This window comes from Butyrivibrio proteoclasticus B316 (genome assembly GCF_000145035.1).
Classification (GTDB): Bacteria; Bacillota; Clostridia; order Lachnospirales; family Lachnospiraceae; genus Butyrivibrio; species Butyrivibrio proteoclasticus.
On the sequence record NC_014387.1, the window covers coordinates 3,236,846 to 3,261,482 of the forward strand.

General features: G+C 40.3%; 34 protein-coding genes. 3 read left to right on the forward strand and 31 right to left on the reverse strand.

Going from position 1 to position 24,637, the window contains the following annotated elements; all coding sequences use genetic code 11:
• Nucleotides 1-59 precede the first annotated feature (59 nt).
• The 25 genes from BPR_RS13515 to BPR_RS13635 form a co-directional block, all read right to left on the reverse strand.
• Nucleotides 60-389 (reverse strand): putative quinol monooxygenase, encoded by a 330-nt coding sequence (locus tag BPR_RS13515; RefSeq protein ID WP_013282046.1) that lies wholly within the window; start codon nt 387-389, stop codon nt 60-62.
• Entirely contained in the window at nt 373-915 is a 543-nt protein-coding gene (locus BPR_RS13520) for a YgjV family protein (RefSeq protein ID WP_013282047.1), read from the reverse strand. The genes BPR_RS13515 and BPR_RS13520 overlap by 17 nt, the downstream gene beginning before the upstream one ends.
• Before the next feature lie 76 nt (nt 916-991).
• On the reverse strand, nt 992-1,660 hold the full coding sequence (locus tag BPR_RS13525) for an alpha/beta hydrolase (RefSeq protein ID WP_042258077.1): 669 nt from the start codon (nt 1,658-1,660) through the stop codon (nt 992-994).
• A 150-nt stretch (nt 1,661-1,810) separates the two neighbouring features.
• A complete protein-coding gene (locus BPR_RS21480; RefSeq protein WP_013282049.1) occupies nt 1,811-1,945 on the reverse strand; it encodes a hypothetical protein in 135 nt (44 codons plus the stop codon).
• Between the two features lie 51 nt (nt 1,946-1,996).
• On the reverse strand, nt 1,997-2,395 hold the full coding sequence (locus BPR_RS13530) for a flavodoxin family protein (protein ID WP_013282050.1): 399 nt from the start codon (nt 2,393-2,395) through the stop codon (nt 1,997-1,999).
• A gap of 279 nt (nt 2,396-2,674) precedes the next feature.
• Nucleotides 2,675-2,980, reverse strand: a complete 306-nt coding sequence (locus tag BPR_RS13535; protein WP_042257124.1) for a hypothetical protein — start codon at nt 2,978-2,980, stop codon at nt 2,675-2,677.
• Nucleotides 2,977-3,210, reverse strand: a complete 234-nt coding sequence (locus BPR_RS13540) for a purine biosynthesis protein PurH (protein WP_013282052.1) — start codon at nt 3,208-3,210, stop codon at nt 2,977-2,979. Before BPR_RS13540 ends, BPR_RS13535 begins: the two co-directional genes overlap by 4 nt.
• A complete protein-coding gene (locus tag BPR_RS13545; RefSeq protein WP_013282053.1) occupies nt 3,207-3,758 on the reverse strand; it encodes a prolyl-tRNA synthetase associated domain-containing protein in 552 nt (183 codons plus the stop codon). The genes BPR_RS13540 and BPR_RS13545 overlap by 4 nt, the downstream gene beginning before the upstream one ends.
• Nucleotides 3,759-4,320: 562 nt before the next feature.
• Entirely contained in the window at nt 4,321-4,542 is a 222-nt protein-coding gene (locus tag BPR_RS13550; protein WP_013282055.1) for a hypothetical protein, read from the reverse strand.
• A 28-nt stretch (nt 4,543-4,570) separates the two neighbouring features.
• Nucleotides 4,571-5,122: a flavin reductase family protein gene (locus BPR_RS13555; protein WP_013282056.1), complete on the reverse strand. Its 552-nt coding sequence runs from the start codon at nt 5,120-5,122 to the stop codon at nt 4,571-4,573.
• A 301-nt stretch (nt 5,123-5,423) separates the two neighbouring features.
• A complete protein-coding gene (locus BPR_RS13560; RefSeq protein ID WP_013282057.1) occupies nt 5,424-5,630 on the reverse strand; it encodes a hypothetical protein in 207 nt (68 codons plus the stop codon).
• Nucleotides 5,631-5,761: 131 nt separating this feature from the next.
• Nucleotides 5,762-6,241: a GNAT family N-acetyltransferase gene (locus tag BPR_RS13565; RefSeq protein ID WP_013282058.1), complete on the reverse strand. Its 480-nt coding sequence runs from the start codon at nt 6,239-6,241 to the stop codon at nt 5,762-5,764.
• Nucleotides 6,242-6,338: 97 nt separating this feature from the next.
• Nucleotides 6,339-6,656 carry a glutaredoxin gene (locus BPR_RS13570; protein WP_013282059.1) on the reverse strand — a complete coding sequence of 106 codons (318 nt, stop codon included), beginning with the start codon at nt 6,654-6,656 and terminating at the stop codon, nt 6,339-6,341.
• 58 nt (nt 6,657-6,714) lie between these two features.
• Nucleotides 6,715-7,248: a flavin reductase gene (locus BPR_RS13575; protein WP_013282060.1), complete on the reverse strand. Its 534-nt coding sequence runs from the start codon at nt 7,246-7,248 to the stop codon at nt 6,715-6,717.
• Between the two features lie 93 nt (nt 7,249-7,341).
• Nucleotides 7,342-7,710, reverse strand: coding sequence for a hypothetical protein (locus tag BPR_RS13580; RefSeq protein ID WP_013282061.1), 369 nt, complete (start codon nt 7,708-7,710; stop codon nt 7,342-7,344).
• Between the two features lie 16 nt (nt 7,711-7,726).
• A complete protein-coding gene (locus tag BPR_RS13585) occupies nt 7,727-8,110 on the reverse strand; it encodes a VOC family protein (protein WP_013282062.1) in 384 nt (127 codons plus the stop codon).
• 35 nt (nt 8,111-8,145) lie between these two features.
• Nucleotides 8,146-8,949: a cyclophilin-like fold protein gene (locus BPR_RS21545; protein ID WP_013282063.1), complete on the reverse strand. Its 804-nt coding sequence runs from the start codon at nt 8,947-8,949 to the stop codon at nt 8,146-8,148.
• A gap of 114 nt (nt 8,950-9,063) precedes the next feature.
• On the reverse strand, nt 9,064-9,483 hold the full coding sequence (locus BPR_RS13600) for a DUF523 domain-containing protein (RefSeq protein WP_013282064.1): 420 nt from the start codon (nt 9,481-9,483) through the stop codon (nt 9,064-9,066).
• Nucleotides 9,484-9,516: 33 nt separating this feature from the next.
• Nucleotides 9,517-9,819, reverse strand: a complete 303-nt coding sequence (locus tag BPR_RS13605) for a Dabb family protein (RefSeq protein WP_013282065.1) — start codon at nt 9,817-9,819, stop codon at nt 9,517-9,519.
• Between the two features lie 152 nt (nt 9,820-9,971).
• A complete protein-coding gene (locus BPR_RS13610) occupies nt 9,972-10,958 on the reverse strand; it encodes a serine hydrolase domain-containing protein (RefSeq protein ID WP_013282066.1) in 987 nt (328 codons plus the stop codon).
• 122 nt (nt 10,959-11,080) lie between these two features.
• The gene (locus BPR_RS13615) at nt 11,081-11,908 is read right to left on the reverse strand and encodes a sugar ABC transporter permease (RefSeq protein WP_013282067.1); all 828 of its coding nucleotides are present in this window, start codon (nt 11,906-11,908) and stop codon (nt 11,081-11,083) included.
• Nucleotides 11,905-13,191 carry a carbohydrate ABC transporter permease gene (locus tag BPR_RS13620; protein ID WP_013282068.1) on the reverse strand — a complete coding sequence of 429 codons (1,287 nt, stop codon included), beginning with the start codon at nt 13,189-13,191 and terminating at the stop codon, nt 11,905-11,907. The genes BPR_RS13615 and BPR_RS13620 overlap by 4 nt, the downstream gene beginning before the upstream one ends.
• 11 nt (nt 13,192-13,202) lie before the next feature.
• Complete coding sequence (locus tag BPR_RS13625) at nt 13,203-14,663, reverse strand: sugar ABC transporter substrate-binding protein (RefSeq protein WP_013282069.1); 1,461 nt, start codon at nt 14,661-14,663, stop codon at nt 13,203-13,205.
• On the reverse strand, nt 14,660-16,336 hold the full coding sequence (locus tag BPR_RS13630; RefSeq protein WP_013282070.1) for a glycoside hydrolase family 13 protein: 1,677 nt from the start codon (nt 16,334-16,336) through the stop codon (nt 14,660-14,662). The genes BPR_RS13625 and BPR_RS13630 overlap by 4 nt, the downstream gene beginning before the upstream one ends.
• A gap of 13 nt (nt 16,337-16,349) precedes the next feature.
• Nucleotides 16,350-17,114 carry a hypothetical protein gene (locus BPR_RS13635; protein ID WP_013282071.1) on the reverse strand — a complete coding sequence of 255 codons (765 nt, stop codon included), beginning with the start codon at nt 17,112-17,114 and terminating at the stop codon, nt 16,350-16,352.
• A 185-nt stretch (nt 17,115-17,299) separates the two neighbouring features.
• Between BPR_RS13635 and BPR_RS13640 the strand changes: the two genes are divergently transcribed.
• Complete coding sequence (locus tag BPR_RS13640; RefSeq protein WP_013282072.1) at nt 17,300-18,190, forward strand: LacI family DNA-binding transcriptional regulator; 891 nt, start codon at nt 17,300-17,302, stop codon at nt 18,188-18,190.
• A gap of 50 nt (nt 18,191-18,240) precedes the next feature.
• Here the strand turns inward: BPR_RS13640 and BPR_RS13645 are convergent, their stop codons facing one another.
• The 5 genes from BPR_RS13645 to BPR_RS13665 form a co-directional block, all read right to left on the reverse strand.
• Entirely contained in the window at nt 18,241-18,819 is a 579-nt protein-coding gene (locus BPR_RS13645; protein ID WP_013282073.1) for a TetR/AcrR family transcriptional regulator, read from the reverse strand.
• Between the two features lie 37 nt (nt 18,820-18,856).
• Complete coding sequence (locus tag BPR_RS13650; RefSeq protein ID WP_013282074.1) at nt 18,857-19,276, reverse strand: helix-turn-helix domain-containing protein; 420 nt, start codon at nt 19,274-19,276, stop codon at nt 18,857-18,859.
• A gap of 3 nt (nt 19,277-19,279) precedes the next feature.
• The gene (locus BPR_RS13655; RefSeq protein WP_013282075.1) at nt 19,280-20,359 is read right to left on the reverse strand and encodes an acyltransferase family protein; all 1,080 of its coding nucleotides are present in this window, start codon (nt 20,357-20,359) and stop codon (nt 19,280-19,282) included.
• Nucleotides 20,360-20,548: 189 nt separating this feature from the next.
• On the reverse strand, nt 20,549-21,550 hold the full coding sequence (locus BPR_RS13660; protein ID WP_042257130.1) for an alpha/beta hydrolase: 1,002 nt from the start codon (nt 21,548-21,550) through the stop codon (nt 20,549-20,551).
• A 20-nt stretch (nt 21,551-21,570) separates the two neighbouring features.
• The gene (locus BPR_RS13665) at nt 21,571-21,786 is read right to left on the reverse strand and encodes a hypothetical protein (protein ID WP_013282077.1); all 216 of its coding nucleotides are present in this window, start codon (nt 21,784-21,786) and stop codon (nt 21,571-21,573) included.
• 121 nt (nt 21,787-21,907) lie between these two features.
• Here BPR_RS13665 and BPR_RS13670 point away from each other — a divergent pair, with 121 nt between their 5' ends.
• The gene (locus BPR_RS13670) at nt 21,908-22,780 is read left to right on the forward strand and encodes a LysR family transcriptional regulator (protein WP_013282078.1); all 873 of its coding nucleotides are present in this window, start codon (nt 21,908-21,910) and stop codon (nt 22,778-22,780) included.
• Nucleotides 22,781-23,003: 223 nt separating this feature from the next.
• Here BPR_RS13670 and BPR_RS13675 read toward each other — a convergent pair whose 3' ends face one another.
• Entirely contained in the window at nt 23,004-23,774 is a 771-nt protein-coding gene (locus BPR_RS13675) for an ATP-binding protein (RefSeq protein WP_013282079.1), read from the reverse strand.
• 107 nt (nt 23,775-23,881) lie between these two features.
• On the opposite strand from BPR_RS13675, the gene BPR_RS13680 reads away from it, so the two are divergent.
• On the forward strand, nt 23,882-24,544 hold the full coding sequence (locus BPR_RS13680) for a Crp/Fnr family transcriptional regulator (protein ID WP_013282080.1): 663 nt from the start codon (nt 23,882-23,884) through the stop codon (nt 24,542-24,544).
• The last annotated feature ends 93 nt before the right edge of the window (nt 24,545-24,637 follow it).

Below are 24,637 nucleotides of genomic sequence, written 5' to 3' on the forward strand. Positions count from 1 at the left end.
AATTGCTTCATGATTTACATCATTTTCGCAATATTATAAATATTATAATCCAAATTCGTCTATTTTCTTATGAAATTTGTATCCTTCTCAGGCATGCCATCATCAGGTTTAAATCTTTCTACAGTCATATGAAGATTATACTTTTCGCGAAGCTCCATGATCGTATTCATCATAGGTGAAGCATGGTGAACATCAATGGATTTCTGATCCTCCCAACTGTCTATCAAAAGAATTGTTTCCGGATCATCCAAGGACTGGAAATACTCATATCTTAGATTTCCTGCTTCATTCCGGATCTTATCAACTGTTCCACTGCTGATCATCTCCTCAGCAAATCTTTTTGCTGCGCCATTTGTTCCCTTGTAACGCAAATTAACTACAATGCTCATCGTAACCTCCAAATGCTTTTTTATCCACCTTTTTCTTTTCTTTGATCATCCCCACGAGTGTTATGCTATTTGTCACAACAGTAGCAGCATCAAAGATTGCTCCGGTATAGGACTTCAAAATAAAATGATAAAACATCCATGGCACAAAAGACAGTGTTACAAGAAGTTTGAACTTAACAGGATCCTTGATATCCATGAAGATAATATATACAGTACATACTGCAGCGGGTATTATCCCAAGAAAGCCCTGATCATTTAAAGCAATAGTCATAGCTATAGATGCAGCGATAAGAACGATCTTCCATACGAGGTTTAGCTTTTCTTTATAGCAGAGATAGTTTCTAAAGCATGACAATACATTACTTACTGCACCTGTCACACCTCCGAGAAGGAGCATGCTGACCGCTTGCATCAAGAGCTGGATTATCTGAACAACAAGTATCTTATTTTTTTTCTTTATAGCCCCTGATCCAACCTGAACCATAGCAGCAACAAAGTCAATTATGTTTGCAATAATAACACTCATCTTTATTCTTTCTTAACCTTTTTTTCAAAACAAACAGATAAAACACATTACAATATGAGTAACTGTGAAGCATGCGTCACAAAATCCAGGCAATACCCTTAGCAAGCCTTATATCTGCATCCCTGAAGTGGTTGCCCGGATTCATCTCAAAGACAGTATCTATCCCCTCATCTTTGTAATGACCATAAATCTCATTAGTTCTATCTTCCACTGTGCCAAGCAGCGCATTTCTGGTATGTGCCTCTTTATCTCCCAGAGAAAAATAGACCTTGTCAGGCTTTCTGCAAAACTCATTCTTCCTGGTATATTCTATAAAATCAGGGAACCACATGGAACCTGACGCACTTACAGCCCTTGAAAAAATATCCGTTTTGTACAGGCTATAGATAGCAAATAATCCCGCCAGAGAATAACCGGCTATGACCATATATTCCGGTTCGGCACCAAGTTCTTTCTTAATTGCAGGAATTATGCTATCAGTCAGTTTTGTAAGATATTTATCTGCGCCGCCTGTACATGGACTTACATTTTTATTTAAAGGCGGGCATTCCCATGGCGACATCTCATCGTCCCAGTTTACATCACTTATGACAGCAAGGTTTACCTTTTTATCTGTCATCGAGCAAAGAGCGCTGTAAACACTGCTACCATCCCCCTGAAATGTGTTAGTGATCACCAGTGGAGCAGAAGCGCTCCCTTCGCCGTAAATATAAATGTGTTTTTCTTCAACTATAATTTCTTTCATCTTTTTATTATATGAAAAAAAGAACTCTGACGCCATATGAGTCGTCAGAGTTTATCTTTGATAAATTCCCAAATATACTACCGCACTAATCCTGATATATATCCCAGAGGCTTCCGCCTCCAAGCCAGCATTCATTTATTTATTTCGTACTCAAGCCGCAGACGCTTCTTTTGTTTCAAGCGCTTTTTCTGTCACCTTTCCGTTATATACTTCATGATCCAGAAGTCCTTCTGTCTCAGCCGTAAGTACTGTTGCTGTTGCGGCTCCAACTACATTGATTTCCATGATGATCCACCTCCGTTTTGTTTCCTCCTCGTGTAATATGTGTTGGCACGATTACTCCATCATCTTTTTCCCAAATTCTTTTGCCGCTTCAAGTTTCCCATCTATATTCAGCATATGCGCATAAAAATAGTCTTCACAGACAGTAATCCCTTTACCCTTAAGCATCTTCTTGAGCGCCAGGACTGTTCTTCTTGACCAATTTGAAGTTGTAAAAAGAACTACCTTTGAAACCATCTTAGGATCAAGTTCTTCCGCATATTCTTTCAGCTCAGGAGCCATGATATTTGCATATGGAGCCCCACCAAGAAAAAGAATGTCTACTTTGTCTTGGAGTCTTGGTTCATCAGCTATGCTGACTGCTTTTACACCAATCCCATCAGCTATCGCCTCTGCAATTCTCCTTGTATTCCCAAATTTAGTTTTAGAACAGTATCTTACTGCAATATTCATAACAAAAAACCTCTTAGAAATTATATGTTTTGTGCAATATGATTGTATCACACATGCTATTAATTTCAAGAGGTCTTTATCTATGCTAAATCCCAATAAAAAACCGGGTTGTTGTAGGGAGGAAGGCTACGAACATTTTGGCGTAGCCTTTATGTGTTATGAAAAAGTGTGTGGGGATCAAGAAGTGTTTTGTTATTCTTGATGTATTCATGATATGATCCCAACCTTAAAGCAGCCTTAATTTTTTATGAAGAAACTGTGTAATCAAAATACTTGGCACTAATCAGTTTCTTCCGCCCCCAGCCCGTAATAAAGCATCTGATTATACCTGGCATTGGCCTCTTCAGCAGCCTTCTTGTTATGCCAATTGTCTATATCGCTGCATATTGCCAGCATTTCATCCACGATCAGCTCAGCAGTTCTGGGCTTTACATTGTAGAGATAGGCCAACATCCTGTCCATTGCCTTCGGGCTTCCAAGCTGTTTGGCAATTTGTTCGCCAAGCTCTCTGGGAAATCCCAGTTGCTTTACTGCAGATACCAGCTCATCGCGCTTCCTGGACCATTCCATCTGATTCTCTGTCATAGTTTGTACCCACAATCTGCCTTCTCTGGTCCATCAACACCTGATTCATAGTGCGCTCTAAATTCCATATTTATCTCGCGGATCTCTTTTTTACCATCAATATAGTCCTGGTACATATCTGCCAGTCCGGACATACATCCGTCGCATGAGCCACTGATATTCCCTATGGACTCTGCCACTATCTGCTCTCTCTGCTCCCTTGTTGTATCTTTGATCAAAATTGATTTCATTCTCTATCCTCTCCTACAAGGTGTACTGTCTGCGGTTCATGTCCTACTTCCGGTAGAAACTTCTCAAAAATATCAGTTGTCCTGATCTTCAGGCTCGATGTACATACACATGGATGGCAGCCAAAAAACTCAGATGTCTTAAGATCCTCATCCACAAGAAGCTGCACTTCATGGTTTTTGTCATTCATTAGTCCCATTACACTTACCGCCCCAGGCTCAATATCCAGATATTTCAGCATATCTTCTGCTTCAGCAAAAGAAAGCCTGGCTGAATTTATCTGACTTGAAAGTTCTTTTGTTTTGAACTTCTTATCCCCTGGCATGAGCAATAGATAAAACCTGGTCTTCTGTCTGTTACAAAGAAAAAGATTCTTGCACATCAGTGTTCCCAGCACTTTATCCACCTCTTCACAGGCCTCCATAGTATTTGCCGGCTCATGATCAACTCGTTTGTACTCTATCCCAAGTCTATCCAAATAGTCGTATACCCTGACTTCTCTATCCAAACGGCCTTCACAGGTCTCTGGCCTTCCATCAAACAATTCCATTACTTACTCACTCCATTCATATCTCATTATATGCAAAAAAGCTCTGCCGCGCTATATGACTTCATCCGCTTCTGAATATACCTTAAGATGCACTCACTCCTTCGCTAATAGCTTTAATCCACTTCATTTGAAATCCTCCAAATAATAAAATACGCCATTCCCCTACCTGCTAAGACCTAATGGTAAAAGAATGACGTTAATCCCACTACTCGGTAGCAATGGGCGCCTTTTTAAATTCAACTGTTCTGATGTTACTTAAGAATTTCGGTTATGTCAATCACAAAACAAACTGCACAAAAGCTCCTTCCAGGGCACTGAACCACACTCTCAATTACAAATACCATCATTATTTACTTGTAGTACGCAGAGACTTCAAAAAAACTNCTTGGCGCCATCTATGTAGTCTTTATATGCTGTTTCTGCGTCCTTTCCGTGGAACACCTTACAAAGTCCGCACATGTCACAGTCAGAAATACATGGATATCTTTCTTTTATATATGCTCTGCGCTCTTCAGAAGTGGAATTTTCTATCTCAGGTGCATCTGTCATAGCAACAATCTCCTCAGTGTATCTGCCTGTCCTGGCGATATTTTTCCATATACTCCATGTTTATCTCGCGTATCTCTTTTTTTCCGTCAATGTAATCCTGATATATGTCCCAGGGGCTTCCACCGCCCAGCCAGCACGAAGAGCAGTTCTCACAACCGCCTCCGCAGTCAAGAGAGTTCTTCACTACCTGTTCACGTTCTTCTTTAGTTGTATCTTTGATAAGGATTGACTTCATGACTCCCCCATAAGTTCAATCATATGACCTACTTCAACTTTGCTCCATCCTTAAAAGCATTGCCCACTTTTACTCCAATCCCGTAATATCCATTACCAAAGGGATCAAAGCTGATAGGCTTAACTTTTGTGATATCAACAGCTCCATCTGTCACTACGCTTTCATCCGCAGAGACATTTACAATTTCTCCAACAAGAATTCCATCTTCAAAGCTCTTTACTCTACACTCAAGAGCGACAGGAAGTTCATCAATTAAAGGAGCATCAACAAACTCGCTCTTTGTCGCGTGGAATCCAGCCTTTTCAAATTTGTCAGGTACTTTTCTTCCCGATTCAATCCCAACATAATCGCAAGGAATAACCTGATCTTCTGTCGCAAGGCTTACTGTGAAAGCTCCTCTTTTGGCGAGATTGTCAGTAGTCTTGTGTTCAGACAAACTGATTGAAATCTCTTTAAAATCAGTGGTTATACCCCAGGCTGCATTCATAGCATTTGGTACTCCATTCTCATCATATGTTGCAATGATAAGAACCGGCTGTGGGTACATAAGTGGTTTTGCTCCAAAATTAACTCTGCTCATCTGTTTCCTCCTTCTCTTTCAATTATAAAAAAATTTTATTGCCACAACAACATCTTCATTCGTATATATAAGCAGATAAGAAAAACAACCATTTCACTTTACGTGGCATATGCTTCACGAGCGGCAGGGATAGTTGTTAAGCGATAAAAAGGCGATGGTGGCGCATGCTTCACCGTAGTCAAAAAGCATTTCTTATGAGGGACATGGTCGAGATGGCTTAAGCTTCATCAAAGATCAGTAAAAAAATAACATCCACAGCAAAGGTGACGACGTTTCACCCAAGCCTAGGGATGTTATTTTTTTATATACAGTCTGTATCTGAACCCAAAACATATGAATTTTCCGATTTTGCCTCAGATGCTTTAATTTCTTTTCCTCTCAAACCTCTCACAAGTCTCTCAGGCTGGAAAGGTGCAAGACCGCCGTGGCCTGCATTCTTAACCAGTTTGAATCTTGTCTGAGGGAAACACTTCTTCATATATTTGATATCGGTTTTCCTGTCTTTCATCTCCGCATCCGCACACCAGTATTCAATTTCTCCACCTTGATTATAGTTAGTCTAGACTAACATAATTATATCACTTTGGCAAAAGAAAAGGAGCAGCTGTTAAGCTACTCCAAATAACTACCATACCTATACTAAATCAAACTCTTCTTAAAGAACCTATTCATTGCGCTATGTACGACCGCTTTAGGCTTTTCAATCTCACTATAACCACACTTCTCATAAACATGAATTGCCGCCTGTAGATTATCATGCGTTTCCAGATATGAATACTTATATCCAGCTGCTCTCATTTTGTCTTCTACAAATGATATAAGCTCATATCCAAGGCCTGAACCTTTTACAGAATCATCAAGATACAGTTTCTGAAGCTCAGCCGTCTCTTCCATAAAATCTAACTTCGCAAAACCAATTCCACCAATTACCTTTCCCTGCGAATCTTCTATTACGAAATATCTTCTCTCGTCTACACCGTAATAGTCACTTAGATGATTCAGCCCTTTGTCAAAATAAACTGTTCCAGGAATATCAAGATTATGTTTTTCCAGATTATTTCTCACAAGCCTTGCAACAGCATCATTGTCTGCTGCAACCATTTCTCTATATCTAACCATCTATTTCACCTGCAAAGCTAAAGTTATCTATTTCTTCTGTTCTGAAAGCTCATCATACGAATCACATATAGTTTCCTACTACTTTATTTTGATAACATCAGCATCCCTTGCCATCTATACCACAGGCTGCTCCCGCTTCCCCAGGATGAACAACCTCGATTCCCTGCTGAGTAAAAAAGCTTTCCCAATCCAGAGTGAGCTTGCCATCATCAGTCACAAGCGCAGGAATTCCAATGTATCCATTGTCCTTGGCATCATCAAAGGTAGCGTCCTTATCGCGGAGTTTAAGAAACTCCTTCAAGCCCTTAAGGCTATTTGTGATGTCAATATTGTCATATTCTATATTGTTTCTGTCCAGATTGCACTTACACTCAATGCAGTCAGGACACATCTCACTTCCATATACTTTTAACATTTCAAAACCTCCAATTAAATTCCAGAAAGTCTGGCTACTATTTTATACATATTTCCCTTTATTTGATGATATAAGCATCAACTATCTCGCCAACATACATGGTGTGGAAATCTCTGTTAGCCATAGGATATGTCCCGTCCACATCCTGAGGATATGTTTTTTCTCTAATATCTTCAGGAATCTTTGAAAGGTCTTGATCCTGTGCATACAGAACTTTGCACTCGATAGTCAGAGGATACTGCTTAATTCCAGGGGTCTTAATGGTATCAGCATCCACCAACTCAAACCCTGCCTCTTTTACTTTGTCGATATTAAAGCCTGACTGCCATCCGCAGATCTTGTTTATCTGAGGATCCGGATTTTCAAGTGGAACGCTGATTGTAAATTCGCCCGCCTTATCAAGCTGTCCCTTGGTAAATCTTCCCTGGCGGACATAAACATGGAAAGTTGGCTTATTCCACAGGGTTCCAAGATGTCCCCAGCCTATTACCATTGTGTTGAACTTATCAGCATTGGTATTTAAAAGGATTCCCTTGGGAAGTGCCTTTGTAATAAGGCACGCATAATCAGTTACATTGACTTTTTCCTTCATTTTCTTAACCTCCATCGTTCAAAACAATAACTTCTTGATCCTAAATCAGTCCTCTTTTGTCTTATATCCGCACCATCTGTCCTTTATAGGCGGCTATGCCTCCGATGCTTTTTGCGTTATTCTATCCTTTATCACCACTACAACAGTTCCAACCGCCGCAACAGCAAAAGCAATAAATCCATAAACCATCATGATAGCCGCACCAAAAATCGGAGTCTCAGGACCAGCACTGACATAATAGTAGTAATAATACGTGTAGAGAATCATTCCAGCGACAGTCGATACAACAAGCAGCAGAGATGAAATACAATACTCTTTCATTCCTTTTGCAATAAGCATATTTATAACTCCAAGTACCACAATTATGATCAGTAAATACCTGCTGATCAATGTTCCTCTCAGCTTATCTACTATGAAGAACATTATAAGCGGTATCAGATTCAACCATTTTAGATATTTCATTCCTCTCCAAATCTCCTCAAACCGTAATCTCTATCTGATTTCCTTCAATAGCCACGATACCGCTCTCATAATATCCATCTCCTGTAGTACGCGGCCCGCTGACAACTTCATAGCCATCGGCTCTAAGTTTCTCCGTAAGTTCATCAACCTTTTCCTTACTCCCAACAGAGAAAGCTATATGTGCATATCCTGCCCTTGACAGAGGCCTTTCTGCATCTATGATCTGAGATTTTGTCATCAACTCCAATCTTGCTCCATCTTCAAAAGAGATAAAGTAAGACCGAAAGTCTGTATTCTTGTTATGATAACCATCATTAGAAGTGCCGTCGAGATACTTTAAAAAGAAATCTCTTGCAGCTTCCAAGTCATTCACATACATAGCAATATGCTCTATTTTCATCAGATTGATTCTCCAAAAAACTGTGAATTTATACCTTACTCTATCTCTAAAACAACATCATCATTACCAAGAAGCTGTGTCAGCTCTTCCTCAGATAGATCAATGTGCCCAAGCTTAGTATATGCCCAGGAATTTGAGCCATAGAAAACCACAATCTGATTTCCCGAATAAAGAACTATATCCCCAAACTCTGTTGTGATCTGCTTGTCATCCCGGCTTATGCTCTGCCCTATTGATCCAACCTGCTCAAAGCCGCCATACATTGACATGTTTACTTTGAGAGGGCAGATTTCCTTCAGCTCATTTACCGAGGTATTATCTTCCCATGTAACCGGCATTTCTTTTCCATCAATAGAAAGTTTCATAGCTGTCTCTTTTGCCTCCTCTGTAACAATCTCTCCAGTCCAGTCGATGATTCCGCCAAACTCATAGACATTAGTATATCCCATATCAAAAAGTTTCTGTGCTGCCTCTTTGCTGCGTCTCCCACTCCTGCAATAAACAAGAATTATCTGTTCAAGATCAGGAAGTTCCGATGGCATAGAATCCGTAATGCTTTCGTTAGGAATACATATAGCCCCCGGGATGTGTCCTTCATCATACTCATCCTGGCGCCTGACATCTACAATCACATGGCCATCATTAAGATCCATCATCAGCTTTGCTGTTTCCTGATCAATCTGCGTGTAACTGACTTTATCGTTCTTTGACGCAAGAAAAACAGATGTCGGTCCATCAGCCCCACCAATAATTGTCACATCCGACTCAGTTTTAGCTCCACAGCCCGTCAATATTATGGCTAGCGTAAGCATCCCCAGCGCTAAATATCTTCTTTTCACTTAATAGTCTCCTGCTTATCCAATTTTCTCTTAAACCTCTATGATTGCTCCCATCAGTTCCAGATACTTCCCAGACTCTGTGGTGAACTTATCTATTTTTCCATCCTCTAAACCTCAGTCCAAGTCCTCCACATCAATCATCTTTATTGAAGTTTCACTAACCATCTGCGCAAAAACTCCCATTCCGGGAATCTTCTTCCCGGTAAAAGAGCCATCGTAAACCTCTTTTAATCCGCAGCTTGGGCTTCTTGACTGCAGAATACATACTTCAGCACCTGCATCCATTATCTTCTTAAAGGCCGCCTCTGCTCCAGATCTGAACTCTTTATCAACAACCTTGCCTTCTTTATTGGTGACAACTCCGTTCACTATCTCAGCCGGAATCCTTGGTGTAGGAAGTCCTCCCATTACTTCAGGACATATAGGAATCACTTTATGACCTTCACAAAAAGCCCTGACCTTCTCGCTGTAGTTATTCCCACCGTTATATTTGCAGTTCTCACCTAAAAGGCATGCGCTAACAGCTATGACCATTACAGTTTTCCTTCCATCTGTAATCCCCATGCCTTAAGCCTCATAATCCAGGCAGCTTCTGATCTTGGTATAAGGTCTTACCTTAGAATCAGCTACTGCTACATGCTCGGGATGTACAGAATATCCCTTAAGTGCCTCTACGCTCTCAAAAGTTGAATCAAGCATCAGGTCTGCGTTAGAGGACTCAAGGCCATTGATGTTAACCTTGATATCAACGATCCCGGGGACCTTGCCCTTTAATCCCTCAAGCCCTTCTTTGATCCCCTGCTTAATAGTTGCCTTCTCCTCTGCAGAAAATTCATCCTTAAGTGTCCATAAAATCACATGCTTAACCATTCTCGTTCCCTTTATCCTTTCCATCTAATCTTTTGGTATGAAACACTAATATCTACTAAATTATTCATTTTCTCCATTATTATAGGTAACTCCGGTTTATTATATGCTAATCAAACAAAATCGCTACGTGATGATCTTCTAGAACCTAATCCCTATAGAATCGGTAACACTTTTTCCTCTATGAACTCCACTCTATCAAAAATCCTTGGCTTGAATGTACCCGTAATCCCTACTGAAACATTTTCCTCTTTGTTTACATAGATTATATTTCCACTGTCACCAATCGCCGCATAAATTTCTCTGTCGTCATAAGGCTTATACCATAAGTAGCCGTAGTTCATGTGGCCAAATCGCTCTCCAAGCTTAATATGAGGTGTCAGCATATCTTTTAAGTAGCTCTCAGAAACAATCTTCCTGCCATCGCACATCCCACCATTAAGAACAAGTTCTCCGACTACAGCCATATCTTTTGCCGACATACACAATCCCCACCCTGCAGTAACACTGCCTTGAGGGTCAGTATACCACTCATATTTCCTGGGATTTTTGTTCATGAAGAAATCAAACTGATCTTCCTTGGAGCTATCTCCGTGTGGTATTCTCTTTGGAAGATTCAGCGGTTCAAACAGCTTCCTGTTGGCAAAATCAATGCATTTCTCCCCTGTCGCTCTCTCGATTATTCCTGTCAGAATCTGAATACCAAGGGTAGCATACCTGAACTCTCCCGTGATTCCCTTACGACCTCCAAGATAATCAAGTATGGCAAGAGTAAAGTCCTGTGAAGTACACACTTTTTTCCAGGGTTCTGACTTGCCCTTATATGGAGCTGTCATTGTAAGCAAATGCCTGATCGTTACATCATAGATAGTTTTCTCACCACGCTTTACAGTGTAATCCGGAAAGAAATCCATCACCTTCTGATCTACGCTCTTAATATACCCCTCATCCAGTGCAATCCCGGCAAGCAGCCCCATCAGGCCTTTGGTCACAGAATTGACATTCATCGCATCTATTGTTTTAAAGCCATGCCAGCAATCATCATAAACAGTAGAACCATCTTTAATCGCATATATCTGACAGATGTTGCTCTCGTTCCCGCTACTTTCGGTAATGTACTGATGTAATTGCTCTTTATTCAAAATAATAGCCTCCTCTTAGGTAAGATTCAGACGTCCTAAGAAAAGGCTAATATGATTAAAAATTGTTTTCAAGAAAAATCTTAAAATTATTTATATTTAAATAGTGATTATGTAATAAACTGTTACTGCTTCACAGCACCATCAGATACTCCTGTCACAAGAAATCCTGACAAAGAAAAATATAAGATAACAATTGGTACCGCAATAAAAATAGCTCCTGCCGCAAATCTTGAGAACTCAGTTTCCCCTAAATGAGTAAGCCCAACAGCAACAGTCCATAGATCACGATTTTTTAACAGCAAATTAGGAAGAATGAAATCACTCCAGGGCCAGGCAAAAGAAGTCAGCGCAGTATATACCAGTATCGGCTTGGACAATGGCATTGTGACTTTCCAGAAAATCACAGGGTTGGAAGCGCCGTCAATTCTAGCAGCTTCATAGATTGAATTGCTTATGGTGTCAAAATATCCCTTCTGAACCAGATATCCCATAGGTGCTCCTGCTGAATAGACCAGTATAAGGCTCCACAGATTGTTTATCAGATTGAAATTGATCATTATAAGATACACAGCCGTCATTCCCATAAAGCTAGGGAACATACTAAGTACCAAGGTGGTCTTCATAAGCGGTTTTCTCATTTTGAATCTGAATCTGCTCATGGTATATGCTGTCAGAATTACCAGTACTGTAGACAGTACACAGGAGAAAACAGCCACAAAAAGAGTATTCCTAAGCCAGCTTGGATAGTCATACATCTGTGTATCCGTAAACAATTTGAGATAGGTCCCAAGGCTATAGCTTTTTGGAAAAAATCCGTCATAATCATAAATTGATCCAGAGGCTGAAAATGAAGCCAATACAAGCCACAACACCGGAAAAAAGAATATGAAGGATACTAAGATAAGTACTATATGTGTAACGACAGCTTCTGAAAGTCGTTCTTTTTTCATCTGAAAGTATCCTCCTTTTTAAATGCTGATGAATTAACGTATGTTACCAGAGAAATCACCGAAGTAATAATGAAAATGATAAGGCTGACTGCCGCGCCTATTCCATAGTAATTATTGTCAATAGAGAGGTTATAGAGCCAGTTAATGAGAAGGTCTGTATCACTTGCAAGGAAATAATCATCCAAATAAAGGCCTCCCCTTAGAAAGTAGAATACACCAAAGTTGTTGAAATTCCCTACAAAGCTGGTGATCAGTGTTGGCGTTGTAGAAAACACCACAAAAGGAAGTGTGAGCTTTGTAAACTGCTTCCATCTTCCTGCTCCGTCGAGGCTGGCAGCCTCATAGAGTTCATTGTTCATGTTTGAAAGTATTCCTGTAGCCAGCAACATTGAAGTAGGTATTGATATCCAGGCATTAACTAAAAGACCTATAATTCTAGCTTTCCATCCGGCATCAATATCCAAAAATCCCACCGGCGCAAGTCCCATAACTTTCAGGTAGTAATTGATAGGTCCGCCATAAGAGAACATGAACTTGAATCCCAAAAGGGTAATAAATCCCGGAACGGCGTATGCAAGAATAGGGAAGGCTCTCCAAAAGGTCTTTCCCCTAACACATTTCTTATTTAGAAGAAGTGCCAGAAATAATCCTCCAAAATAGTTAAGAGTCGTTGCGCACACTGCCCAGATCACATTCCATCCAAGTATCTTTAGAAAGGTATCCTTTATTCCTGACAGGGAAAAGATCTGTATAAAATTCCCAAATCCTATCCAGTCCACTAGCTTGGGAGGAACGATATCCCCACCATAATTTGTAAAGGCAATAAGGATCATGAAAATAATAGGAAGCACGTTGAACAGTGCAACTCCCGCAACCGGAAGAAACAGAGCCACAACATAAAACTTTTTATCCACAAACAGCATCAATGATGCTAAAAAGCCGGGAACAGGCTTGCCCTGCTCCACTAGCTTTTCTGTGTTCTTAACATCTTTTATGTTAGAGAGATAAAACACGATTACTGAAATAAGTATCAGAAATGCCAGTATTCCCCTTAACATCATGATGATAGAATCATCACCCTTTGTGCCAAGCCATGGATCACCCTCCACAGTTCCAAGGGTAAAAAAACCTGCCATATCTCCAAATCCGACGGTAAAAAGATACCACAAATATAAGGCAAGTACTGCCATATAAAGCATTCCCTTTATTCTCTGCCCGTACAGGAATTGCCCAAGTCCCATTATAACGTAGGAGCATTTTGTCTTAATATTTCTTGAATTCATGTTGAGCTCCCTTAATTAGACAAAGTATAAATAGCATCGTAGATACTCTTTGATGCCTTATCCAGCGCTTCCTGCATGGAAGCTTCATCTGCATATTTGACAGTTTCACCTTTTTTCTCTCTAAAGGCATCCTTGGCAACATCACTAAGAAGGGTACCCATCGGATCCCATATCTGATCAACAGCCTTAACAGACGGCATAAGACTTATATGTCCGGCATTAAGACTTTCAAAGATCATACTTGTTGTTCCACCCATTTCCTCTGCTACATCTGACCTTGTTGGCGCAACTCCAAGAATCTCTGCTCTTCTCTTTATCATTTCTCTACTTGTAGCAAAGTTTACGAACTCAATGCAGGCTTCTCTGTGTTCTGTATAAGCACTGATTCCATAGCCGTTAACGCCACCCATTACTACAGTATCAACGGTATCTCCTTTTTTACTTAAGTCCCCATCAGCCGGCATTTTTCCAGGAAGTTCAACCATTCCCAGATTCTCAGTAGCTTTCTGGTCAGCTTCTTCATCGCTACTTCCCTCAGCTTTATATACATCTGCAAGCCTGTCATGGAAAAGAACATATGTATCCGGAGTTGAAATAGAGCAAAAATATGTACCATCAGCTACCTTGGCATATCTGTTCTGAGAAATAGAATCATCAATGCACTCTTCATTCATAAGGCCTGCAAACTGGCGAAGACCTAACATCCCCTTGGCAGCATCACCTTTACCAAAGCCGACATCCTCTGCATTTGTAAGGCCATTTTCATCTTTTCCAAAAACATATCCGCCATAGGAAAAGTCAAACTGTGCCATCATATAAAGATCCTTGCAGGAGGCAACAAGTCCATAGTTCTGGCCATCAGATGTCTCCACAATTTGCTGGGAATACTGGTACAAACTGCTCCAGTTCTGAAGGAAATCCGGAGTCTTGTCCCCATCCTCATCCCACTGTGATTCCCAGTCTTCAGGCAGCTTATCTTTTCTATAAAAGAGCATGGGCTCCTGAACATTAACAGGAATGGCGCAAGTGTACTGTTTGCCATCAACTGCTATGGTAAAGGCATCCCAGGCTTCTTCCGGGATAAGGCTTGCACACTCAAAATCATCCCTGTTAAGAGCCAGAATGTGCTTATCTTCTGCGTAGGCCATCAGCTTATCGTTGGCCTGATAAAGCACATCAGGGCCGTAGCCATAAGGGCCGTTTTCAGCAAGGTTGCTATATTCCTCCATGTTCGCATCAACCGCCTGAATTCCTTTATCTTTATACGCTTCATTAAAAGCGGACAAGAGTTCATCAAGGTATCCCTCCTGCTTGGCAGTATCATTTTCAAGAATACGCAGTGTGATCACCTCACCATTTGCAGAATCAGCTGCTGACTTAACCTGCTTGACGTTATCACTTCCACACGCTGTCATGCAAACACCAAGTGATGATATTAAAAGCAGTGCGAACGCATTTTTTAAACCTTTCATAAAACTTCTCCTCCACAAACAAATAATCTGAAGTCTCCAGGTGCTACCTGAATATCTTTTTCTTTTCCAATGCTTTCTGATTCATTTATATACAGCATCACGTCACCATTTCTGCCCTGCCTCTTTAGGCAAAAGAGCTTTTTATCCTCCGAAGCAAAAATATGGGTGCCGCTAAACTGGAAGCTGCACTTTTTTCTTATATCTGCCAACTGTTTTATATAGTCATTAAGAGTATCCTCTTTATCTTTTGCAAAATCCATGCATCTTCTGCAGTCCGGATCATAGCCTCCAACAGTATAGCACTCCGTTCCATAAAAAATCGATGGCGCACCAGGAAACAAATACAAAAGAGCCAGCGCAGCCTTAAGTTTCTTTCTATCCTCATGAACTTCGCTAAAAAATCTGTCTGTGTCATGACTATCAAGGAGGTTAAGCATCATGTCATTAACGGTATCAGTATTTCTGGCCAGGATATCGTTAAGTTTATTGGCCATTCCCTGAGCATCCAACTGTCCATAAGCAAAATAATCTAAGGCAGCCTTAGTAAATGCATAATTCATAATGCTGTCGTACTGATCGCCCCTAAGGTAATTACTTGCATTATGCCAGTTTTCGCCTATGATCACTGCCGATTCTTTGGCTGCTTTAATTTCCTTTCGAAACCTTCTCCAGAAATCATGGCTGATTTCATCAGATACATCCAGTCTCCACCCATCTATGTCAAACTCCCTGATATAATAGGTAGCGATAGAGATAAGATAATCTTGAACTTGGACGTTTGATGTATTCCACTTGGGCATATATGTACATCCTGCAAAAACCTCATAGTTCAGCGGCGAAGCACAAGGATAATCGCCTTTTATAACAAACCAGTCGTAATACTCAGACTCTTTTCCCTTTGATATTACATCTTGGAATTTATCGTTAAGCTCACTTACGTGGTTAAAAACTGCATCCAGAACCAGCTTCATTCCCCTGTTATGTAGTTCTTTTACCAGATTCGTAAGATCTGTCTCATCCCCAAAATTTGGATCTACTTCAAAGTAATCCACAATATCATACTTGTGGTTGGACGGAGATTTGAAAATAGGTGTAAGGTAAAGAGCATCACATCCAAGTGACTTTATATATTCGAGTTTGGAGATGATCCCTTTCAGATCGCCACCCGCAAAACTCTTGGCATTAGGAATGTCGCCCCACTTAAGGTTAATATAGTTCTTATCTTTGTTTCCATCTGCCATGCAGAATCTGTCGATAAAGATCTGATAAAAGCTGGCCTGTGATAACCACTCTTCTTTTTTTAAGATATCGGCGCTGTTAATGTAGGGATACTGGAAGAAATTGTAAAAGCCCTTGGTGAAATCATATGTGAGTGTTGCGCCATCCTCAGAAAAATAGTAATACTCTTTTCCATCATAAAGGTAAAAGACATAGGCAAGTCTGGTGTCTTCCAATTTAAGCCTGATAGAGTAATAGTCGTAAAGCTCTCCTGAAAGTTCCTTTTTCATCTGAAGCTTTTGCTGACTATTGCCAATAACATATTTGCTTTCGTAGATGATATATGCTCTTTCAATGTCATTTTTAGCTGTACGAAGCCTTATGACAATTTCATTTTCAGATACAGGAAAACAGTATTCCGAATCTGTAATGTGTAAAAGTGCAAACTGATTCATTAAACAGCTCCTTTTACTGATTTTCTGTTCCATCAGTCAATGGATCAGAATTTCTTACTATTGAAAGAGTATCCTGCGCCTGATTATCAGGATTTGTTGTAAGAGTAATTGTATAGTTACCATCAGTCAGAACCTTAACATTTGCTTTGTCATCTGTTCCGGCAAGGCCTCCGGCGTTTTCCATCTGAGACTCATCTATTTGTGTAAATTTACCAAAGCCCTTCTGTGTATCCCATGACCAGTCTGCTATGATCTGAAATTCATCACCCTCAAAAAGATCTATAGTCAGAGCAAATTCATTAGTTGCATTTCCGGTTGGAACCAGTTCAAATGTAGCTTTTTCTTCATCGCTCAGGCTTCCTGCCCAGTTGTTAAGCGCAAGTGTTCCTTTCTTGGATGAACCTGCGATATACCAGTGTCTTGTATCTTCTGCAACACTATTAGCTCTAAAATCTCCGTAAAGAGTTGTATCTTTCTCAAAGGTATCTACAGAAAGGTCTTTTTTGCTGGTTTCAAGATAAGATGGAGTTTCAAACCAGCCATTAAACTCAGCATCTTCTGTCTGTTCAAATGCTTCATAAGAAGCTTTATCCAAAAGTTCACCTGCTACAGCATTAACTGTACCAAGAGTCGTATCCTGATTCATAAAAGTAACAGTAATTTCTTCCTTGGGTGCCTCCTGCACCTCTTTCTCTCCGCATCCTGCAAGTCCGCAAAATACAAATAATGTTGCCATCGTACCGGTTAAAACTCTTGCTGCAAATCCATTCTTTTTCATGCTTTGTCCTCCGTTTGCATAAGCATTTAGCTTTGTTTTTGTCAGTTGCATCATTATGTTAAGTTTGTTAACTTAACTGTTAAATTAGTAATATCACTTTAGATTTCTCTTGTCAATATCTGATAGCTCTGCTATCATTAGCTTAACTTGTTAACCTAGAATTTAATTATAGAGGACGTATAATCATGGCCAACGAAAAGAAAGCTACTGTCCGGGATATTGCTGCTAAGGCCGGTGTATCGGTAGCTACAGTTTCATATGTACTTAATGACAAAAAGGATACCAAGATAAGTGATGTAACCAGAAAGAAAGTATTGCAGGTTGCAAATCTGCTCAACTACAGTATTCCTGAGAAGTACAAGAATATAGATGCAAGAAAGGGTGCCTATACTATCGGCGTCATGTATACGCTTATGGCGGATACTCCCTCCAGAAACGCAGAGATTCTCTCTCTTATAAATCTTTTGGCCGGCAGGTTTTTCAGGATTGGATTCAACTGCCAGCTCATTCCTCTTGAATTTACAGCGGAATATCAGAAGCCCATAGATGGTCTGGATGGAATAATAGCTATAGACCTGGAAGAATCTGTGTTCAAGCAGATGTCCGGACAGTACTTTATTCCTATCCTATGCCTTGACATGATGATCAATGATTTTCTTTTTTATCAGATACATACTGATATGGAAAGTATCGCTTCACAGGCCAAAGAGATTCTGGGTGAGGATTACTGCCTTGTTATTGATAAGTACAACAATAAAAGATATTGCGATTACCTGCTGGCAGATCTTCCAAGAGAAAATGTTTTCTTTTTCTCAGATTTAGAAGGCAGTGACTATTCTATGCTAAAGGGCAAAAAGGTCCTTGTTTATGGTATGCAGCTGGGAATGATAATCCGTCAGAATGCCAAATGCAAGGACCTGGTTGTAGTTTCCGGTGAAGATAATCCTCATATTTATTTCAAGGATCTTAAGACCATCCATTATGATATTGAGAAGAAGGCCAATCTGACCATGAATATCATGATGAATGCCATAGAAAAAAAATTTGATGTTAAGCACGAATATAAGGTATTTTGATAGTTCATTTTGATATGCCACTACAGCTTAGCAATTATCTGTATACTGCGTTATGGCTTGATGATACACTTCTGTATGACGCTTATGATCTCATCTTTTGACTCGGAGCATCCGCCTCTAACCCACTCAGTGACAACTCCGATAATGCCCTTAAGATAAAAGACCATGATAAGTGGCTGTTCTTTTTGGGGAACTCCAAACCTTGTAAGAATGGGGCCGAATATTGTTTTAAACCAGGTTTCATAGGTCTTTTCTGCGCCCATCATCTCGTTCTTTTCATACATCAGATAAAAGAGCTTGCGGTTCTCTTCCACAAAATCCAGATATGGCATCAGATACTTGGGTGTTACAAGGAACAACTCATCCTCATTTTTTTCATCAATATCAAGTGCTCCAGGCCCCTCAGCACCAAAGCGCCCAAAGAAATCTTTATATACAGCTTCCACCGTTTCCTGCAGAAGATCATTTACATTATCATAGTGAAGATAAAAGGTGGATCTGTTAACGCCAGCGTTTTCACATATCTCCTTAACAGAAATGAGTTCAAAATCTTTACTGTCAAGAAGTGTTAATAACGCTGTATGCATTTTTTCCGCAGACTTAAAATACTTGCTCTCATTCTTGTTCATAGCAAAGCACTCCTAACACAAAATGTTTAACATTGACTCATTTGAGTTTAGCAATCATACCGGCTAGTGACAGGAAGTTTTCGGCTTTGACTATGGCAATTCCCTGTCCTTCATCTCCCAGAACAACCATCTGGTCTCCGGGAGATATATCAAACAGCTTTCTGGCCTTGGCGGGAATCACTATCTGTCCCTTATCTCCCACTGTCACAAGACCAAAGAGGTGCTTGCCCTTAGGAGGAACAGCAAAACCCATATTTTCTTCAGGCTCATAATTGGCCAGATCATCCAAAGACACTCCGAAAATATCAGCAAGCTGCTTGCATTTATCAAGATCGGGAATGCTCTCTCCGGATTCCCATTTGGCAACAGATTGCCTCGTGACACCAAGCTTTTCTGCAACATCCTCCTGAGTCATCCGTAATACTTTTCGCATCTGAACCAGATTATCCTTGAACATAGCTTATTTCTCCTTTTTAATTCCAAGCACTGCCCACCTGAAAAACGGAATCCGTGAAATGATGGCATATAGGCCATATCCGAAAGCAAATCCTGCCACAAGGCTTAAAATGTAGCATACAGGAGCAGGTAAGAGCCCCGGCTTAGCAAAGATCAGAGCCACTGAAGAGATTCCAAGGTAATGGAATACATATAATCCGAAGCTATGAGCTGACATCCATTTGGATAAAGAACCTGAAACATCCCCAAAGCGTGCCATCCCGGCCAGCATTGCCAGTGATCCAACGTATGCATCAAGCGCATATAAAAAGCCTCTGTTAATTGGCTTATCTGCATAGTTATCGCCAAAATACATGGCAGCAAAAGCCACACATATCACTACAGCCACCACTATCAAAGGCACTGCTATCTTCTTTATTCTCTCGATTACCTCATCATTTGAGAACACGAAATAGCCAAGCATGAAGAACACGAAATAAAATGCAATTCTGTAAACTGAAATAATAGGCATATTAAGAATCTGCGCTGCGCCCCAGATTGGAAAAACAAACATTGCAATCAGCCACAGTGGAGTCCTGGCCCCGGCTGCCAGCAGTTTCCCTTTTTCAATCTTTCTTATAGCTACTAGAAGCACGCTGTAAATCCACAGAAGATGCATAAACCAGAGCACTCCGCTTCCGGAGGCAACCATAATCAGATAGATAACAGGCTTCGGAACTCCCGCAGAGGCAAGCCCGTCAAAACCGCCTCCAAATGACATGCTCACATACCCTTGAATGAATTGAAATACAAAAAGACCTATTGTTGATGGAACAAGAAGTTTCAAAGTTCTGGACTTTATGAACTCCTTATCCGAATGTGAATCCAAAGATAATCTGGCACTTATTCCGGAAACCACGAAAAGAACCGGCATAAACCATGGATAGACCAGATACTGATAAATGTCGTAATACTGAACCGGCAGATGTGTAATTTTTCCCAGACCGCCAAGAATGCCCTCAGCGTTATACATATATAACACATGATAGATTACAACGATGACGACAGTTATCCAGCGAATGTTGTCCAAATAGTGTTTTCTCATACCAATCCCACCTTTGCAATTTATTTTAACATAATTCTATTGTGCAAATCAGCAGGTGTCCACCAATCAGTATTAACATTTAAGAAGCATTTATGTTAAGAATTGTTGCTTAAGCTTTCCCTGAAATGAGCACTGCCAAAACCGGAAATCCAATAACTGTAAACACCCGCTTGCCGATCAGTTTTCTCTTTACTTCAGATTCTCCTTAAAGAAGCTCTCCAACTTGTTAAAAGGAATATAATCCTTATCACCGCCATCATATAAATCTGTATGTACAGCATCAGGAATTATCATAAGTTCCTTGTTATCTGCATACTTGCTGTCTCTGATCATATCTGCATAAGCATCTTTTGAGAAATAACATGAGTGTGCCTTTTCTCCATGGACAAGTAAAACTGCACTTCTGATTTCATTGCTGTACTTAAGGATTGGTTGATTAACGAAAGACTCACAACCGATCACGTTCCAGCCGCCGTTGGAATTAAGACTTCTCTTGTGGTAACCTCTGTCGGTCTTGTAGTAGTCATAGTAATCTTTTACAAAGAAAGGTGCATCCTCCGGAAGTGGATCTACTACTCCGCCGCCAAGCTTATATTCATCAGCCTTAAGGTCCTCCAGTCTCTGCGCGCACATAGCTGCCTTATGCTGATATCTTGCTTCTTCACTGTCCTCTGAATCAAAATATCCCTTGGCATTTACTCTTGTCATGTCATACATTGTCATTGCAGCGGTAGCCTTGATCCTTGTATCAAGAGCTGCTGTGTTAATTGACATTCCGCCCCATCCACAAATACCAATGATTCCGATTCTGTCAGGATCAACCTTCTCATTTAAAGAAAGGAAATCTACTGCCGCCATGAAGTCTTCTGTATTGATATCAGGAGATGCCATGTATCTCACATTTCCACCGGACTCTCCTGTAAATGAGGGATCAAATGCTATTGTTAAAAATCCTCTCTCTGCCATTGTCTGTGCATAAAGACCAGAACACTGCTCCTTAACTGCGCCAAAAGGTCCACATACTGCAATGGCTGGGAGCTTACCCTCTGCATCTTTAGGAACATACATATCTGCTGCCAGGGTGATTCCATATCTGTTTACAAATGTTACTTTACTGTGGTCAACCTTATCTCTTTTCTTAAAGGTCTTATCCCACTCTGTTACAAGGTTTAGTTCTTCTTTTCTGATCATTTTACATTCCTCCGTTTTAATCATTTCTCTTTTTGAATCTGTCGTATCAAAAAATCCATGTTGTCTACTTTTTTCTGGCTGTCATGAAGTTCATCCATGAGGTGACATCGGCATTTCCTGAGATCTCGAAGAAGTGTATCTGTATCCCCTTCTTCATACATCTTTTTCATAAAGCTTATTTCTTTCTCATTGCAGCCCATGTCTGAAAGGCTTTCAAGAATCTTTTCTGTATCCATCTTTTTGCTCCTTCTGACTTCATAGTAAATCCTTGACCAGGTTTTCGCTAATGAATAAAATAAATATCATGATATTCGTTTTTGGAATAACATTTAAAATGTCAGCTTTATGGAGGTTTTCATGGAAATAAAAAATCTCAGATATTTTCTTGCAGTTGCAAGGGAAGAAAATATGTCAAAGGCTGCTGAGCAGCTTCATGTATCACAGCCTACTCTTTCAAAGACATTAAAATCATTAGAGGAAGAACTTGGGAAGAAACTGTTTGTAAGGCACAGTTTCAGCATTTCGCTTACGGACGAAGGGATGCTTCTACGTGATCGTGCTCAGGATCTTGTGGCTATGTCAGATAAGATAGAACAGGAATTTAATTCCCTGGATGATATAACAGGTGGGTATATTTATTTTGGACTGGCTGAGAGCTATCAGATAAGATATCTTGCCAGAGAGATCTATAAGTTAAAAGAAAAATACCCCAACTTCACTTATCATATAACCAGCGGAGATACTGAGCAGGTTACTGAAAAGCTTGATAAGGGTATTTTAGACTTTGCTGTACTATGTGAAACACCAGACAGCAATAAATATGAATATGTAAAATTCCCGGAAGCTGATGTGTGGGGAGCAATCATGCCTTCATCTCATCCCCTCGCCAGGAAAAAGTCCATCCGGGTCTCTGACCTGATAGGACAACCTCTATTTGTCTCTGAACAGAGCTGGAACAATGAAATCAAAGCGTGGGCCAAAGACAGATTTAATGAGCTTAAACTTGAAGGCTCTTTTAGACTTTCCTATAACGGCTCTGTATTTGCAAGGGAAAACCTTGGAATACTTCTTACATTTAAAGATCTGATAAATACCGAAGGAACTGACATGGTATTTAAGCCTCTTTCACCGGAACTGAAATCAGAGCTATATCTCATTTGGAATAAGTATCAGACCTTTACTCCTATTGCTGAAAAGTTTCTGGAGCAGATAAAAAAGGCTTTCAAATAATTTACGTGTTGTTGAGAAAAATTATCACTTGTTAGTCGCTTCTACAATCCTTTTACTGATTTATAATTAGGGCAAATGCTGATGCCGAACCAACAAATCCACAACCTACTACTGCTACTTTTCTTTCGTTTAATGTTGCCATAGTGTGCCTCCTTATCTTTCACTATATTAAGTATAAACTCATTTGTCTGAACATTACGCCAAAAAATGTTTGTTGGGAAATTTAATCAAGTACCTCTCCGTTACGAGATATGGTTATAACCTGCCAGGGAAGGAACTTTCCACTGTTCTTAATAGCATTCTCTGCGGCCCTCTGTAGTCCTCCGCAGCATGGAACTTCCATCCTTACTATGGTCACGCTGACGATATCATTATTTGATATGATTTCTGTCAGTTTTTCTGTGTAGTCGCCATCATCCAACTTTGGGCATCCTATCATTGTAACTTTGCCCTTCATAAACTCCTCATGCATGTTTGCATAGGCGTATGCTGTGCAGTCAGCTGCAATGAGGAGCTTTGCCCCACTATAAAAATCTGCCTGCGTCGGCAAAAGTTTTATCTGACATGGCCATTGCATTAATCTTGATGGATGAGTGCTCATTCTTGAAATCACGTCCTGACTGGGAGCATTTTCTTCCTGGTTACCGCTCTTGAGCATCATAAATCTTGACCCCGGGCATCCATGCCCGGCGGCATGTTGTTCCATTTCATTCATCATCTTGTTCTCACACTGATGCATATCTTTTACAATCCCTTTCTTTTCCTGCGCTTCCTTTACTGCAGCCTCATCATAAGCAGGCGCTTCCCTTTCTTCAAAAGAAATCGCTCCCATAGGACATCCCGGTAAACAGTCCCCAAATCCATCGCAGAAGTTCTCTCTTACCAGCTTTGCTTTTCCGTTCACAATATCAATAGCCCCTTCGTGGCATGCACTGGCACAAATACCACATCCATTGCACTTTTCTTCGTCGATCTTTATTATCTTTCTTACCATCTTTAAACCTCTCTGTTCTTAGCTTTAACCTTGTTCTGATGGTATCAGTGTAATATACTATTCATAACATGTATGTTGTTTAAACCACATTTCAGGAGAAATTATTTATGAATCTTGAAGATATAGAAAAAAGCAGACTATTCCAGGGAATGACAACAAAAGAGCTATCCTCGTGCCTTGACTTCCTGGATGCAAAGGAAAAGAGATTCCGAAAAGATGATGTGATTCTCCACGCCGGAGAACAGACTTCCAAAATAGGCATGGTGCTTTCTGGAAGTGTTACTGTTGAAAGCAATGACATCTGGGGCAACCGTACTGTATTAAGCCATGTGGGAAAGAACCAGTACTTTGCCGAGGCCTATGCTCTTCTTGGTGAAGTCCTTCTGGTTGATGTCAGAGCAAATGAGGAAAGCCGCATTCTCTTTTGCAATATAAAGAATCTTCTTGAAGATAGCAAAAAGAGCTCTCCCTGGAAGGAAAAGCTCCTAAAAAATATACTTATCATCTCATCACAGAAGAACCTTGTCCTCTCCGGACGTAGCTTTTATACTTCTTCCAAGAGCTGCCGCGGACGCCTCATGTCATATCTCAATGCCATTGCACTGCAGTCTGACTCCAGAGAATTTGATATTCCCTTCAACAGACAACAACTTGCTGATTATCTGAACCTTGAGCGCACCAATATGTCAAAAGAACTCTCACGCATGCAAGATGAAGGGCTTATAGAGTATAGGAAATGTCATTTCAAGCTTCTTAAGGCTGATTCCTAGATGGCTTAATAATGTATTAAATGCTGGAAAGACAGGTAATACAAGGTGAAATAAATAATTCATTTCAACGCAGAGTTTTTTAATAATAATTTC

Coding starts and splice junctions, on each gene's coding strand:
- BPR_RS13615 (WP_013282067.1), bottom strand. CDS start 11,908: ATGAAAAAAGAACGACTTTCAGAAGCTGTCGTTACACATATAGTACTT.
- BPR_RS13515 (WP_013282046.1), bottom strand. CDS start 389: ATGAGCATTGTAGTTAATTTGCGTTACAAGGGAACAAATGGCGCAGCA.
- BPR_RS13565 (WP_013282058.1), bottom strand. CDS start 6,241: ATGGTTAGATATAGAGAAATGGTTGCAGCAGACAATGATGCTGTTGCA.
- BPR_RS13650 (WP_013282074.1), bottom strand. CDS start 19,276: ATGTTCAAGGATAATCTGGTTCAGATGCGAAAAGTATTACGGATGACT.
- BPR_RS13655 (WP_013282075.1), bottom strand. CDS start 20,359: ATGAGAAAACACTATTTGGACAACATTCGCTGGATAACTGTCGTCATC.
- BPR_RS13575 (WP_013282060.1), bottom strand. CDS start 7,248: ATGAAGGAAAAAGTCAATGTAACTGATTATGCGTGCCTTATTACAAAG.
- BPR_RS13520 (WP_013282047.1), bottom strand. CDS start 915: ATGAGTGTTATTATTGCAAACATAATTGACTTTGTTGCTGCTATGGTT.
- BPR_RS21480 (WP_013282049.1), bottom strand. CDS start 1,945: ATGGAAATCAATGTAGTTGGAGCCGCAACAGCAACAGTACTTACGGCT.
- BPR_RS13675 (WP_013282079.1), bottom strand. CDS start 23,774: ATGGTAAGAAAGATAATAAAGATCGACGAAGAAAAGTGCAATGGATGT.
- BPR_RS13670 (WP_013282078.1), top strand. CDS start 21,908: ATGGAAATAAAAAATCTCAGATATTTTCTTGCAGTTGCAAGGGAAGAA.
- BPR_RS13585 (WP_013282062.1), bottom strand. CDS start 8,110: ATGAAAATAGAGCATATTGCTATGTATGTGAATGACTTGGAAGCTGCA.
- BPR_RS13570 (WP_013282059.1), bottom strand. CDS start 6,656: ATGTTAAAAGTATATGGAAGTGAGATGTGTCCTGACTGCATTGAGTGT.
- BPR_RS13625 (WP_013282069.1), bottom strand. CDS start 14,663: ATGAAAGGTTTAAAAAATGCGTTCGCACTGCTTTTAATATCATCACTT.
- BPR_RS13635 (WP_013282071.1), bottom strand. CDS start 17,114: ATGAAAAAGAATGGATTTGCAGCAAGAGTTTTAACCGGTACGATGGCA.
- BPR_RS13545 (WP_013282053.1), bottom strand. CDS start 3,758: ATGGAATTGTTTGATGGAAGGCCAGAGACCTGTGAAGGCCGTTTGGAT.
- BPR_RS13560 (WP_013282057.1), bottom strand. CDS start 5,630: ATGAAAGACAGGAAAACCGATATCAAATATATGAAGAAGTGTTTCCCT.
- BPR_RS13600 (WP_013282064.1), bottom strand. CDS start 9,483: ATGGTCATAGCTGTTAGCGCATGCCTTTTAGGTGAGAACTGCAAATAT.
- BPR_RS13530 (WP_013282050.1), bottom strand. CDS start 2,395: ATGAATATTGCAGTAAGATACTGTTCTAAAACTAAATTTGGGAATACA.
- BPR_RS13525 (WP_042258077.1), bottom strand. CDS start 1,660: ATGAAAGAAATTATAGTTGAAGAAAAACACATTTATATTTACGGCGAA.
- BPR_RS13640 (WP_013282072.1), top strand. CDS start 17,300: ATGGCCAACGAAAAGAAAGCTACTGTCCGGGATATTGCTGCTAAGGCC.
- BPR_RS13605 (WP_013282065.1), bottom strand. CDS start 9,819: ATGGTTAAGCATGTGATTTTATGGACACTTAAGGATGAATTTTCTGCA.
- BPR_RS13555 (WP_013282056.1), bottom strand. CDS start 5,122: ATGAGCAGAGTTAATTTTGGAGCAAAACCACTTATGTACCCACAGCCG.
- BPR_RS13680 (WP_013282080.1), top strand. CDS start 23,882: ATGAATCTTGAAGATATAGAAAAAAGCAGACTATTCCAGGGAATGACA.
- BPR_RS13645 (WP_013282073.1), bottom strand. CDS start 18,819: ATGAACAAGAATGAGAGCAAGTATTTTAAGTCTGCGGAAAAAATGCAT.
- BPR_RS13580 (WP_013282061.1), bottom strand. CDS start 7,710: ATGAAATATCTAAAATGGTTGAATCTGATACCGCTTATAATGTTCTTC.
- BPR_RS13630 (WP_013282070.1), bottom strand. CDS start 16,336: ATGAATCAGTTTGCACTTTTACACATTACAGATTCGGAATACTGTTTT.
- BPR_RS13550 (WP_013282055.1), bottom strand. CDS start 4,542: ATGAAGTCAATCCTTATCAAAGATACAACTAAAGAAGAACGTGAACAG.
- BPR_RS13535 (WP_042257124.1), bottom strand. CDS start 2,980: ATGACAGAGAATCAGATGGAATGGTCCAGGAAGCGCGATGAGCTGGTA.
- BPR_RS13540 (WP_013282052.1), bottom strand. CDS start 3,210: ATGAAATCAATTTTGATCAAAGATACAACAAGGGAGCAGAGAGAGCAG.
- BPR_RS13665 (WP_013282077.1), bottom strand. CDS start 21,786: ATGGATACAGAAAAGATTCTTGAAAGCCTTTCAGACATGGGCTGCAAT.
- BPR_RS13660 (WP_042257130.1), bottom strand. CDS start 21,550: ATGATCAGAAAAGAAGAACTAAACCTTGTAACAGAGTGGGATAAGACC.
- BPR_RS13620 (WP_013282068.1), bottom strand. CDS start 13,191: ATGAATTCAAGAAATATTAAGACAAAATGCTCCTACGTTATAATGGGA.